The sequence below is a fragment of the Verruconatronum alginivorum genome, from assembly GCF_056590205.1.
The window spans coordinates 1,536,241-1,549,565 of sequence record NZ_JBWPVQ010000001.1; the positions used below are offsets into that span (position 1 = coordinate 1,536,241).

Below are 13,325 nucleotides of genomic sequence, written 5' to 3' on the forward strand. Positions count from 1 at the left end.
TCGTAAGTTGTTTGTGACGGGCAACTACTCCATTTCGGAATCGTCGCTGTCGCCGTTTTTGCCGCCCGCGAGGACTTGTCCGGCGGTCGGTTGGACCTTTTCCATGATGGCGGCCTTGATTCGTTCGGCTACGTCCGGATTGTCGGCGAGATGCTGTTTGGCGGCTTCCCGGCCTTGGCCGATCAGGTCACCCTCGAACGAGATCCAAGCCCCCTTCTTTTCCAGGATCTTGTTTTCGACGCCGAGGTCGATGATCGAGCCGTTCTTGGAGACCCCTTCGTTGTACATGATGTCGAACTCGCATTCGGTGAAGGGTGGGGCGACCTTGTTTTTCACCACTTTCAGGCGGGTCCGGTTGCCGATCACCTTGCCGCCGCTGTCCTTGATCTGGCCGATGCGGCGGATATCCATCCGGACCGAACAGAAAAATTTGAGGGCGCGTCCGCCCGGCGTGGTTTCGGGGCTGCCGAACATGACCCCGATCTTTTCGCGGATCTGGTTGGTGAAGAGGCAGACGCACTTCGTTTTATTGATGATCGCGGTGAGGCGGCGCATCGCCTGGCTCATCAGTCGGGCTTGGGCGCCGACGCTGGCATCGCCCATCTGGCCGTCGAGTTCGGCCCGGGAGACGAGAGCGGCGACCGAGTCGATGACGATCACCTCGATCGCGTTGGAGCGGATCAAAGCTTCGGCGATGTTGAGGGCGTCTTCCCCGGAGTCCGGTTGGGAGACGAGAAGATCGTCGAGATTCACACCGAGAACCTTGGCGTAGCGGGGGTCGAGCGCGTGTTCCACGTCAATGAAGGCCGCGAGGCCGCCCCGCCGTTGCACTTCGGCGATCAAGCTGAGAGCGACGGTGGTTTTACCGGACGATTCGGGCCCGTAGATTTCGACGATCCGACCGACCGGAAGACCGCCGATGCCGAGGGCCAGGTCGATGGCGAGGGAACCGGTGGAGACGGCGGCGACATCCATCTTGTCGGCCGAGCCGAGCCGCATGACGCTCCCTTCGCCGAACTGTTTGGTGATGGCGGAAAGGGCGAGATTCAAGTTCTTGTCCCGGTCCGATCCGGTTGGTGTCAGGTGCTTTACGGTTTCTTTAGGCATTGCTCGGTATTGGTGAATGTAGTAAACGTGTTGCCTCGAATCCAAAGGTCAAGACGGAGGCGGGCAACACTAAAGGATCGCCGGAGATTGAGAGATTCCCGTTGGAAATGCAATCCCATAGGTGAAATAATTTTCACGTAATGCCATTCCCTGTGGTGTCGGGTCGGTTTCCGGGCGTCGCCTCCGATGCTTCGTCGGTTGGTTGCTCCATTATTTTTCCTTTTCACCGTTTTCGGCGTAGCTTATAACTGGAACCGTTGGCTTTAGTGCCATCTCTCTCAACCTCAATACGACAGCCATGATTGTGATTCGACCGACTAGTAGAAACCGTTTCACGAACGCTGATTTCGATTTTATGTTGTCCGTCCTCGGGGAGGGCGGAGGTTCCGGGCAGGAGGAGAGTTTGAGGCGACTGTTTCAGGATCCCGGGAGTCTCGACCTGTTGCTCGACCAAGAGGCGCTGTTTCACGCCTTGTTGGAGGACCGGGGATTATTGGGGGTTTCGGCGCCGTTTTATTTTTACGTCCTGGTGCGGCACGCGTTGTTGCGGGTCGATTTCGACGACCGGGAGGTGGCCGACTATGTGGCGGCCCTTTTGGCGGGATTCTCTTCGAGCCGTCGGATGCGCCATCCGGTGGAGGGAATGGACGAACCGGCCGATTATCTGATCAACCTCGTCGAGGCGATGAAGGAAGCGGACGAGTCGACGCGGTTCCTGCTGACGTTGCACATGGGCAATTACGCCCTGTTTCTCTCGGGGATCTTTCCGGAATACATCGAACATCGCGCCCGTCGTCGGGCCGCGCCGGGGATTTCTTATTATGAGGCGATGGGGAGCAGTCATTTCCGCGCCGCCCGGGGACATCGTTTGGCGGGAAAATACGCGTTGGGCCCGGTTTTGCGGACGCTCTCGGCGGAATTCAGGACCGCCCGCCACGCGTTGAACGATTTGTCGGAACGGTTGTTGATCTGGCGGGAGGCGACCTTGTTTTAGGGGGAACCGGCGGTGCATATTCGGCGAGCGTCGATGCGACGACCGGAGGGGAATGAAAACTGGGCGGAACCGCGTTGCGGTTCATACGCCTTGGTGTTGGTGTCCCAAGGTAGAGGGTATCCGAAAAGGGTTTCGGGCGCAGCTGGCTGAAACAGCGGTGACACACCCCACCATGCTCGCGCATGGTCCCCCCCTCTCAAGAGGGGAATTGCTTACAAAAAGATCCCCTCTTGAGAGGGGTGGGGTGTGTTTTCAGGCCGGTCCGGTCGCTGCAAACCCTTTTCGGACGGGACCAAGGTAGGCCTCGTTTCACTCGGTCCAACCTTGGGCTGAAGGGCGAAAGCCCGTTGGGCTAGGGCTAGGGGCCCGTCGCCTAATGCGGCCCGGCGGAGAACGGGCGGGGGCGAAGCGAAGATGGCGAAGCGATGTCTGTGTCACACGCGTTCTGTGCCGTCTCCCTTCGCGGCGAAGAGAGAATGGCGTTGGCGGGTTGCGAAATCGGCGGGACTTATTACTTGTTTGACTGCAACGGGTTCTTTGTCGGATAAGAGTTCCTTTTTGCAAAGTCCGCGCAATTTCCCTTAAATTCCTTTTCAAAACATGAAGATCAAAGCCTATTTGAAACCGACCTGTGGATGGAGCAACGGCGTCCGCGCCATTTTGGCGAAGTACCAGCTTCCGTACGAGGACATCGATATCATCAACAATCCGGCCAACTACGCCGAGATGGTGAAAAAATCGGGGCAACAGCTTTCCCCTTGCGTCGAAATCGACGGGGTGATGTTGGCGGATGTAAGCGGCGAGGAAGTCGAGAAATACATGTTGGCCAACGAATTGGTCGAGGCCAACGACTCCGCGCCTGCGGCCCCGATCGACCGTTCCTGCACCGACGAGGAACACGCCCGGATGGCGTCGAAGACGATCCGGTTCTTCTGAGGCCGGTCGCCAGGGGAGCCGCCGTCGCGCTCCTTGTCTTTCCGAAAAGGCCGGTTTTAGGACCGGCCTTTTTTGGCCCCGGATTTCGCTCCATCACACTTTTCCACCCACACCTATGTCCAGTCCGATCCCATCTCCCTTATACCGTCCCGAATTCGAGCATGACGCCTGCGGCGTCGGTTTCATCGCCCGCCTCGGCGGCGAACGTTCCTATGATATCGTCGACGGGGCGGTGGCCGCCTTGAAAAACCTGGCCCATCGCGGGGCGATCGACGCCGACGCGATCACCGGCGATGGCGCGGGGATCATGACCCAGATCCCGGTGGAATTATTCCGGGAGTATTTGGCGAGCGTGAAGAAGCCGTTGTTCAACGACTCCGATCTCGGGGTCGGAATGCTTTTCCTGCCCCGCGAGGACAATTACGCCCAATCCCATGGCAAACATATCGTCGAACAGGCGGTCAAGGAAGAGGGCCTCGCCTTCCTCGCCTGGCGGGAAGTGCCGGTCGATCCGAATTGCCTCGGGCAAAAGGCGCAGGCGACCCGCCCGTTGATCGTCCAGGCGCTGGTCGCCCGGATCGGCGGAATCTCCAGCGACGAATTCGAGCGGAAACTGCTCCTCGTCCGAAAAATCAGCGAACGCCGGGCGGAGGAAGCCGGGATCCGCGGCTTTTACGTCTGCAGCTTTTCCTGCCGCACGGTCGTTTACAAAGGCCTGCTCAACGCCCCGCAGATCCGGAAGTTTTTCCATGACCTGAAATCGAAGAACTACCGGACCGCCTTCGCCATTTTCCACCAGCGGTATTCGACCAACACCTTTCCGACCTGGCATCTCGCCCAACCGTTTCATCGGATGGCCCACAACGGCGAGATCAACACCGTCCGCGGCAACCGCAATCTGATGCAGGCCCGCGAATTCTCCGATTCGCACGGACTTTGGGGGAGCCGTTTCCACGATCTCCGCCCTTTGGTCCAGCGCGGGATGTCGGACTCCGCCAGTTTCGACAACTGCCTCGAAGTCTCGATGCTCAGCGGCCGTTCGGCCCTCCACGCCGCCACGATGATGATGCCGCCCGCCTGGGAGAGCGATCCGTTGATGCCGCCGAAGGTCCGCGATTTTTACCATTATCATTCCAGCATCATGGAGCCGTGGGACGGACCGGCGGCGATCGTCCTCACCGACGGCCGTTACGTCGCCGCCACCCTCGACCGGAACGGACTCCGCCCGGCCCGTTACAAAATCTACGACAACGGCCTGGTGGTCCTCGCTTCCGAAACCGGCCTGTTGCGCAGTCACGGGGCCAACATCGTCGCCGCCGGACGTCTCGGGCCGGGCCGGATGTTGGCGGTCGACCTCCAGGAGCACAAGATTCTGGAGGATGCGGAAATCAAAGCCAAGGTCGCCGCGGAGGCCGATTACGGCGGTTGGTGCCGCAAACACCTGATCAACCTGGGCGAGATCCCCGGTTCCCAGACCATTTCCCCGACCCGGACCGTTCCCGAGGAGGAGCTGCTCCCGCTCCAGCTGGCCTTCGGTTACGATCTCGATGAATTGAGCATGGTTCTCACCCCGATGGCCGAAACCGGCTACGAGGCGATCGGATCGATGGGAGACGACACTCCGCTGGCGGTCCTTTCGCGGCGGCCCCGGTTGCTCTACACTTACTTCAAGCAACTCTTCGCCCAGGTCACCAATCCCGCCATCGATTCGATCCGGGAGCGTTCGGTGATGTCGCTCACGATGTATCTCGGGGGCAAGATCGAGCTGTTCGAGCACGGTTTTCCCGAAGGATCGCTGGTCGAACTCGCCTCGCCGGTGCTCTTCAACAGCGAGTTGGCCGCGCTCCACGACGCCGAGCCGGTGAAGGGGAAAATCGTCACTCTGGAGGCGGTGTTCGACAGATCCGAGGGCCCGGGCGGACTCGCCCCTGCGCTGCGCCGGTTGGAAAATGAAGCGGTGGAGGCGGTCGAAACACAAGGTGCCCGGGTCATCATCGTCTCCGACCGCGGGGTCTGCCGCGAGAAGGCGGGAATCCCGATGCTGCTCGCGACCGGCGCGGTCAACCAGGCGTTGGTCAAGGCGGGGGTCCGCTTGAAAACCAGCATCGTCTGCCGGACCGGCGAAGCGCGTGAAGTCCATCAGATCGCGACCTTGCTCGGCTTCGGGGCCAACGCGGTCAATCCCTACCTGGCCCTCGACATCCTCCGCGACCTCTTGGCCGAAGGAAAGTTGGGCGAGGTCCACGATTTCGAGATCGCCCGCCGGAATTACCGGAAGGCGATCGACGCCGGCCTCCTCAAAATCATGGCGAAGATGGGGATCAGCACCCTTTTCAGTTACCAGGGCGGGGAATTGTTCGAAGCGGTCGGCGTCAGCCGCGAGGTGGTCGACGAATGTTTCATGGGGACTCCCGCTCCGATCGGCGGCATCGGTTTCGAGGAGATCGCCGAGGAGACGCTGCGCCGTCACGACCGGGCGTTTCCGTCCGAAGGGAATCCGGAGTTGGAAAACGAAGGGTATTATTGGCCGACCCGCAAAGGAGGGGAGTTCCACGGCTGGAACCCGAAAGTGGTCGGCGGCATGCACAAGTTTCTCCGGTCGGAGGGCAAAGAGGATTTCGAGAAATTCGTCGCTGCCAGTGACGACCACCCGCCGGTCGCCTTGAAGGACCTGCTCCGGTTCCGGTTCCCCAACGAACCGGTTCCGCTTGCCCAGGTGGAGCCGGTCGAGGAGATCCGCCGCCGGTTCACCACCGCCGGGATGTCGCTCGGGGCGATTTCACCTGAAACCCACGAATGCCTCGCGATCGCCCTCAACCGGATCGGCGGCAAGTCCAACTCCGGCGAAGGGGGCGAGGATCCGGCCCGGTTTTCGGTCCGCCTCAACGGCGACAACGCCAACAGCGCGATCAAACAGATCGCCTCCGGCCGGTTCGGCGTCACCGCCGAATACCTCGCCTCGGCCAAGGAGATCGAGATCAAGATCGCCCAGGGCGCGAAACCGGGCGAGGGGGGACAGCTTCCCGGCCACAAGGTTTCCCCGCTGATCGCCAGTCTCCGTTTCAGTGTGCCGGGGGTGACCTTGATTTCCCCGCCGCCGCACCACGACATTTATTCGATCGAGGATCTGGCCCAGCTCATTTTCGACCTGAAGGAGGTCAATCCCCGGGCCAAGGTTTGCGTGAAACTGGTCTCGTCCTCGGGCGTCGGCACCGTCGCCGCCGGAGTGGCCAAGGCCTACGCCGACGTCATTCTCGTTTCCGGTCACGAAGGGGGGACCGGCGCCTCGCCGATTTCGTCGATCAAAAACGCCGGGTCCGCCTGGGAAATCGGTTTGGCCGAAGCCCACCAGGTCCTGATGATGAACAACCTCCGCGGCCGGGTCACGCTTCGCACCGACGGCGGGATGAAGACTGGCCGCGACATCGTGATCGCCGCGATCCTCGGCGCGGAGGAGTTCAACTTCGGAACCGCCGCCCTGATCGCCGCCGGATGCGCGATGTTCCGGGTCTGCCATTTGAACAGTTGTCCGGTCGGCGTCGCCACCCAGCGGGAAGACCTCCGGGCGAAATTCCGGGGCAAACCGGAAAACATCATCAACTACTTCAACGGCGTCGCCGAAGATGTCCGCGGCTACCTGGCCCGTCTCGGCTACCGGACCCTCGATGAAATCATCGGCCGCACCGAGTTGCTGGAGCAGATCGACGATCCCGACAATCCGAAGACCAAAACCATCGATCTCTCCGGTCTCCTCCACGACCCCGACCCGAGCGGCGATCTCGACCGGATCCACACCCGCGAGCGAAACGACCGCTTCGGCAACGAAGGTTCGATCGACGACACCATCCTCCAGGACGCCAAGGATGTGATCAGCAACCGTTCCCCCCGTTTCACCGGCAAATACAAGGTCCGCAACACCAACCGTTGCATCGGCACCCACCTTTCCGGGGAAATCGCCTTCGCCCGCGGCAACACCGGACTCCTCCCCGGCGCCATCGACGTCACCTTGTCGGGGAGCGCCGGACAAAGCCTCGGCACCTTCCTGGTCCAGGGGGTCCGGCTCCGCCTCTTCGGCGAAGCCAACGACTACGTCGGCAAAGGAATGAACGGCGGCGAAATCATTGTCCGCCCGAAAGTCCGCGAAACGTTCGCCTGGCACGAAAACACCATCATCGGCAACACTTGCCTCTACGGCGCAACCGGCGGACTCCTTTTCGCAGCCGGCCAGGCCGGGGAACGTTTCGCCGTCCGCAACTCCGGCGCCACCGCCGTCGTCGAAGGAGTCGGCGACCACGCCTGCGAGTATATGACCCGCGGCACGGTGATCGTCCTCGGAAAGACCGGGGTCAATTTCAGCGCCGGGATGAGCGGCGGTCTCGCCTTTGTTTACGATGAAGACGGCCTGTTCGAACGCCGCTGCAACCCGGCGATGGTCGCCCCCGAGCGATTGAAGGAGGAAGAGGAAATCGAATCCCTCCGCCGGATCCTCCAGCTTCACCGGCAACTGACCGAAAGCCCGCGTGCCGCCGCTCTCTTGCAAGACTGGGAAGCGACCGTCGCCAAGTTCTGGAAAGTCGTCCCGCATCCGCCCGATCACGAAACCCCGCCCGAATTCTTCCGTTTCGAACCCCACGGGTCGTTGGTCGGAGTTTGACGCGTGGGGGGTGGTGGATTCCTCAAGATCCCCAAGGATTATCGGTCGCGACTTGCTGGCCGGGGTCTGCCGCGTGGGCGTCGGTATTTCACCAAACGATTGGCAACCATGCCTGAGGAGATATGACATCCCGCCTGCGTCAGATTTGACCATTTTCCCGTGAACGCCAACGGTGTTCCATCCTTCAGCCCAGGGTTGCGCGGCACGCGCTACCCTGGGAACATGCCCCAGTGCAACTCAACCCCGAAGGTGGTTGCGCCCGGGTGGCGGAAGGACTCCGGGGAGGGGCGGAACCGCGTTGCGGTTCATTGTTCGCCCGCGGATCCCAGGGTAGCCCTCATTTCATTCGGCCAACCCTGGGCTGGAGGGCGAAAGCCCGTTGGGCTAAGAACGACCGGCCGGTGCCGTCGCTCAACAAATGTCGCTCCGTCGTTATTCGCCGAGCCTCCGGCGCGACCGCTTGACAAACGGGCGCATCGGCATTCCGTGAGGACTTCCAACGGGCAAATCAACCAAATGAATTGCCAGCCGATGGGTTTTTCCTGTAAACTAATTCCTTAGTAAGTCCGTGAGGGATCTGCGTTTAGCCTTCCGCTCTCTTCCCGGACTCTCGAAGTTTACTTCAGCCGACAATCATGACCAAACAACTCAAATGGATGGCCGGCGCCATCGTTCTCCTCGCCCTCATCGTCGTTGCAGTCGTTGTGATCCGTCCCGATCCCGCCGGTCCGGCGGCCACCGGTCCGATGGAGGAAGTCGACGTTGGCGACCGTCGGGGTGCGTTGGTCGATGAAATCGTTTTCACCCAGGAAGCCGATATCAACAAGGTGGCTGAATTGATCGAAGGAGGGTCGCACCAGGTATTCGCTCTCGGCATCACCAACGCCGCGACCTTCCGTCGTATCCGCGATTCCCAGCAGACCGATCATTCGATCTCCTACGGCTCTTCGGCGGAAATGACCTTCAATCCGGCCGGACCGACCTTCGCCGACGGCCGGATCAACCCGTTCCATGTCCGCGAAATCCGCGAGGCGATGAACTGGTTGGTCGACCGCCGATATGTGGCCGAGGAACTTTACGGCGGTCTCGCCGTGCCCCGGACGTTGGCGGTCAGCACCGCGTTTCCCGACTACGCCCGCCTGGCCGATGTCGCCCGGGCGATCGAGTTGCAATATCCTTACGATCCGGAACGGGCCCGCCGGGTGATCCATGCGGAAATGGAAAATCTCGGGGCAACCTTGCAGCGTGGCCGGTGGACCCATGACGGCAGTCCGGTCCGGTTGACCATTCTCATCCGCACCGAAGACGAACGCCGCCGGGTCGGCGACTATTTCGCGAGCCTCCTCGAAGACATCGGCTTTCAGGTCGAACGGCTCTACCGAAGCGCGGAGGAGGCGTCCCGGATTTGGATCCTCGGCGATCCCAACGACGGGCGTTGGCATTTGTACACCGGCAGTTGGGTTTCGACCCTGATCGCCCGTGACCAGGCGGACCAATTCACCGCCTTTTACACTCCGCGCGGACGTCCGGAACCGCTCTGGCAGGTTTACGAGCCGGAGCCGGAGTTCGACGACTTGGCCGACCGACTGCAGCGGCGCGATTACACCACGTGGGAGGAACGGCAGGAAATGATGGCCCGGGCGATGGAGTTGGCGATGAAGGATTCCGTCCGGATCTGGCTGGTCGACCAAATCAATGTCTGGCCCCGGTCGCGGGCGGTCAGTTTGGCCAGCGATCTCGCCGGCGGAGTCTCGGCCTCGGCGCTTTGGCCTTACACCATTCGTTACCGCGACGGGGTAGGGGGGCGGGTGATTTTCGGCACGCCGAGTCTCTTGACCGAACCATGGAATCCGATCGCCGGAAGTAATTGGTTGTTTGATACAATGATCATGCGGGCGTTGCAGGACTCGCCGCTGATTCCGGATCCGTTCACCGGACTCCATTGGCCGCAACGAATCGTTTCGGCGGAGGTTGCCGTGCAAGAAGGCGTACCCGTAATCCGGACACACGATTGGGTGACCGTCGAGCAGGAGGAGGAAATCGCGGTGCCGGAGGATGTCTGGATCGATTGGAACTCCGAGGAGCAGCGTTTCACCACCGTCGGCGAACGGTTTCCCGAGGGCGTCACCGCCAGGACCCGGACCACCATCCGTTACGAAGACGGATACTTCGAGCGCCGCTGGCACGACGGGTCGCAAATTTCCCCGGCCGACATGATCATCGGGTGGATCCTGCTGTTCGAGCGCGGCAAGGAATCGAGCCGATTGTTCGACGCCGCCCATGCGTTGCCGTTGGAGGCATTTCAACGGAGTTACCGGGGGTGGCGGATCGTTTCGGAGAGCCCGCTGGAGATCGAAGTTTACAGCGACCAGATTTTCCCCGACGCCGAAACCATCGTGAACAACCGGGCGCTGTCGGTGACGCCGTGGCACACGATCGCCTTGGGGATCCGCGCGGAACACACCGGGGAGTTGGCGTTCTCCTCGAACAAGGCCGACCGGTTGCGGGTCGATTGGATGAGCTTCGTGGCGGGACCGAGCCTCCCGATCTTGGAGCGGCATCTCCGGGCGGCGAGCGCCGACGGATACGTTCCCTTCGCCAATGTGTTGGGGGATTTTATGCGCGATGGAGAAGTGGAGGAGCGCTACGATGCCTTGAACCGCTGGTACCGGGAGCGCCGTCATTTCTGGGTGAACGCCGGGCCGTTTTATTTGCACTCCGCCCACCCGGTGGAACGGAGCGTGGTGATCCGGCGGTTCGAAGATTTTCCCGACCGGGGCGACAAATGGCTCCGTTTCACCCGCGCGGAAATCCCGGCCCTCGATCTCGACGGACCGATGATGGTGGAGTTGGGCGAGGGGGCGGAGTTCGACCTTCACATTTCGTTCGACGGCGAGCCCTACGACCCGGAAGCGATCGACATGGCCCGCTACATGGTCTTCGACGGAACCGGCCAACTGGTGCATCAAGGGGACATCGAGCCTGTGGAGGAAGGCGCGTGGAGGATCGTTTTGTCAGCGGAGCAACTCACCGAACTCGGCTCCGGGGCCAACAGTCTGGAGGTCGCGGTTTCGTCGGAACGCGTCGCGATGCCGATCTTCGCCACCCACGTGTTCGCCACGGTGCCGGCCCGGACCGCCGCCAATTGAGAATCATGACTGTTTGAAACGAATGACCAACGACGCCAAACCCAACGCTCCCCCGGAAGCCCCCCCGCCGTCGCGGGGAGTTTTGAAAGATCTCCGCCGCATCGCGACGTTCACCTTGGTCCGGGTGTTCGCGTTGTTCGTCACCGTCCTGATCGGCGTCTATCTCGCCATCCTGATCGCCAACATGGGAGGCCAGGTCGACGAACTGCGACTGGCCCAAATCCGGTCCAACGTCGCCGAGGTGATCCGGGCCGATCCGACTTTCTTCGACATGCCGGTGGAGGAGCGCAATCGGCTGATCGAGCGGCAGGTCCAGATGGAGGAAGAACGCCTCGGACTCGACCGACCCTTTATCGCCCGCAGCTTCGAATACCTTTACCAGGCGATGCGGCTCAACCTCGGACGCGCCGAACAGATGCACAGCGACGCCGGATCGCGGGAGGTCTACGACATCATTGTCGAACGGTTGCCGGCGACCCTTCTTTTGTTCGGAACCGCCAACATCCTCATCTTCTTCACGTCGCTGCTGGCGGCGTTGTATTTGTCGCGTCGATACGGAAGCGGACTTGACCGGGCGGTGATCGGACTCGCCCCGAGTTCGGCGGCGCCGGGATGGTTTTACGGATACTTCTTGATTTTGATCTTCGCCTTCCTGATTCCGATCCTTCCGCCCGGGGGGATGGTCGACGCTCCGCCGCCGGAGCGGGGACTTGATTACGCGCTGAGCGTGCTCCGTCACATGGTCCTGCCGGTGGGGGCGATGTTCATCTCGTCGATCTTCATTTCGATCTACTCCTGGCGGACCTTCTTCCTGATTTATTCCAGTGAAGACTATGTGGAGATGGCGCGGGCGAAGGGACTTCCCTCCGGCGCGATCGAACGGCGTTACGTCTTGCGCCCGACGCTCCCTCCGATCGTCACCAGCTTCGCCTTGATGTTGATCGGACTCTGGGGCGGAGCGATTATTTTGGAGCGGGTCTTCAACTGGCCGGGGCTCGGTTCGCTGATGTTTCAGGCGATCGGCCACCGGGATAGTCCGGTGATCATCGCCTCGGTTGTGATCTTTGCCTATCTTCTGGCACTCACCGTTTTCCTTCTCGATTTTGTTTATTCCATGCTCGATCCACGGGTGAAACTTCAGGGGGGCGGCCGATGAACCGGTGGTCCGAAGCCTTCAAACAACTCCGCCGCTACCCGTCCGCGGTAGCCGGGATGGCGATCATCGCCTTCCTCATCGGCGTCTCGATTTACACCGTCTTCGCCATTCCCTACAACCAGGCGCTCGACCAATGGCGGGGCGGCGCCCAATGGCAGGAGTATCCGCTGAACGCCCGTCCGGCCTGGGTCAACTGGTTTCCCGGCACCAGCCTGCCGCCGACGATTATTGTCTCCAGTGAAGGGGTTCAAACCGAAGAAGAACATTTTGAAGGGGGCCGTCGGGTGCGGATTCCGCTGGAAATCGATTACCCTTACGCCGGTTTTCCGTCGGAAATGAACCTCTTTTTCCGCGCCACGTTCCAGGAGCGAGAGCCGTTTGTCCGGATGACTTGGCACACCCCGGACGGACGGGAAGTCCGGATGGGAGGCCGTCGTGTAACCAGTGAAGACCGGTATTCGATTTCTCAGGACTGGGCTTTGGAGCGGAGATTGGGTGAAATCCCCCACGCCGGACTGTTCCGGAGTCCGGACGAAAACGACGGCGGCCAGGCGAAAGCCGGACGCTACATCCTCGAACTCGACGCGATCTTTTTCGAAGAGGAGGCCGAATTGGAAGCGCGGCTCGTATCCTACGGTCAAGTACACGGGATGGCCGGGACCGATCACCAGCGCCGCGATTTGATGGTTGCCCTCCTGTGGGGGACTCCGATCGCGCTGGCCTTTGGGTTGATCGCCGCGGTCGGGACGACGGTTACCACCCTGGTGATCGCGGCGGTCGGGGTTTGGTTCGGCGGTTGGGTCGATGCGGTGATCCAGCGGCTGACCGAGATCAACATGATTCTTCCGATGTTGCCGATTCTGGTGATGGTCGGCACTCTTTACTCGACCAGCATCTGGCTGATGCTGGCGGTGGTGGTGGCGCTCGGAATCTTCAGCGCCGGGATCAAGATGTATCGGTCGATGCTGCTGCCGGTTCGGTCGGCCCCCTATATCGAGGCGGCCCGCGCCTACGGGGTCGGACATACCCGGATTGTCATGCGATATATGATACCACGTATTCTCCCGGTGTTGATCCCAAGCTTCGTCACCCTGATCCCGACCTACGTTTTTCTCGAAGCCTCTCTGGCGGTGCTCGGACTCGGCGACCCGGTCCTGCCGACGTGGGGGAAGATTCTCAACGACGCCCAGGCGCAGGGAGCGTTGTATCAAGGATATTATTACTGGGTGTTGGAGCCGGCGGTCTTGTTGATGTTGACCGGACTCGGCTTCGCCATGGTCGGCTTCGCGCTCGACCGGATTTTCAATCCCCGCTTGCGGGCAATCTGAG

At 61.2% G+C, this 13,325-nt stretch carries 7 protein-coding genes; 6 read left to right on the forward strand and 1 reads right to left on the reverse strand.

Annotation, left to right across the window (positions count from 1 at the left end):
• Positions 1-24 precede the first annotated feature (24 nt).
• Complete coding sequence (gene recA / locus ACWUI2_RS05510) at positions 25-1,107, reverse strand: recombinase RecA (protein ID WP_486981862.1); 1,083 nt, start codon at positions 1,105-1,107, stop codon at positions 25-27.
• Between the two features lie 355 nt (positions 1,108-1,462).
• Here recA and ACWUI2_RS05515 point away from each other — a divergent pair, with 355 nt between their 5' ends.
• From ACWUI2_RS05515 to ACWUI2_RS05540, 6 genes are all read left to right on the forward strand, one after another.
• On the forward strand, positions 1,463-2,101 hold the full coding sequence (locus ACWUI2_RS05515) for a hypothetical protein (RefSeq protein ID WP_486981863.1): 639 nt from the start codon (positions 1,463-1,465) through the stop codon (positions 2,099-2,101).
• A gap of 600 nt (positions 2,102-2,701) precedes the next feature.
• Complete coding sequence (locus ACWUI2_RS05520; protein WP_486981864.1) at positions 2,702-3,037, forward strand: glutaredoxin family protein; 336 nt, start codon at positions 2,702-2,704, stop codon at positions 3,035-3,037.
• 115 nt (positions 3,038-3,152) lie between these two features.
• Entirely contained in the window at positions 3,153-7,691 is a 4,539-nt protein-coding gene (gene gltB / locus ACWUI2_RS05525; protein ID WP_486981865.1) for a glutamate synthase large subunit, read from the forward strand.
• Positions 7,692-8,326: 635 nt separating this feature from the next.
• Positions 8,327-10,840 carry an ABC transporter substrate-binding protein gene (locus ACWUI2_RS05530; protein WP_486981866.1) on the forward strand — a complete coding sequence of 838 codons (2,514 nt, stop codon included), beginning with the start codon at positions 8,327-8,329 and terminating at the stop codon, positions 10,838-10,840.
• A 22-nt stretch (positions 10,841-10,862) separates the two neighbouring features.
• Positions 10,863-11,996: an ABC transporter permease gene (locus ACWUI2_RS05535; protein ID WP_486981867.1), complete on the forward strand. Its 1,134-nt coding sequence runs from the start codon at positions 10,863-10,865 to the stop codon at positions 11,994-11,996.
• Positions 11,993-13,324, forward strand: coding sequence for an ABC transporter permease (locus tag ACWUI2_RS05540; protein WP_486981868.1), 1,332 nt, complete (start codon positions 11,993-11,995; stop codon positions 13,322-13,324). Before ACWUI2_RS05535 ends, ACWUI2_RS05540 begins: the two co-directional genes overlap by 4 nt.
• Position 13,325 lies beyond the last annotated feature (1 nt).

Coding starts and splice junctions, on each gene's coding strand:
- ACWUI2_RS05515 (WP_486981863.1), top strand. CDS start 1,463: ATGTTGTCCGTCCTCGGGGAGGGCGGAGGTTCCGGGCAGGAGGAGAGT.
- ACWUI2_RS05535 (WP_486981867.1), top strand. CDS start 10,863: ATGACCAACGACGCCAAACCCAACGCTCCCCCGGAAGCCCCCCCGCCG.
- recA (WP_486981862.1), bottom strand. CDS start 1,107: ATGCCTAAAGAAACCGTAAAGCACCTGACACCAACCGGATCGGACCGG.
- ACWUI2_RS05530 (WP_486981866.1), top strand. CDS start 8,327: ATGACCAAACAACTCAAATGGATGGCCGGCGCCATCGTTCTCCTCGCC.
- ACWUI2_RS05540 (WP_486981868.1), top strand. CDS start 11,993: ATGAACCGGTGGTCCGAAGCCTTCAAACAACTCCGCCGCTACCCGTCC.
- ACWUI2_RS05520 (WP_486981864.1), top strand. CDS start 2,702: ATGAAGATCAAAGCCTATTTGAAACCGACCTGTGGATGGAGCAACGGC.
- gltB (WP_486981865.1), top strand. CDS start 3,153: ATGTCCAGTCCGATCCCATCTCCCTTATACCGTCCCGAATTCGAGCAT.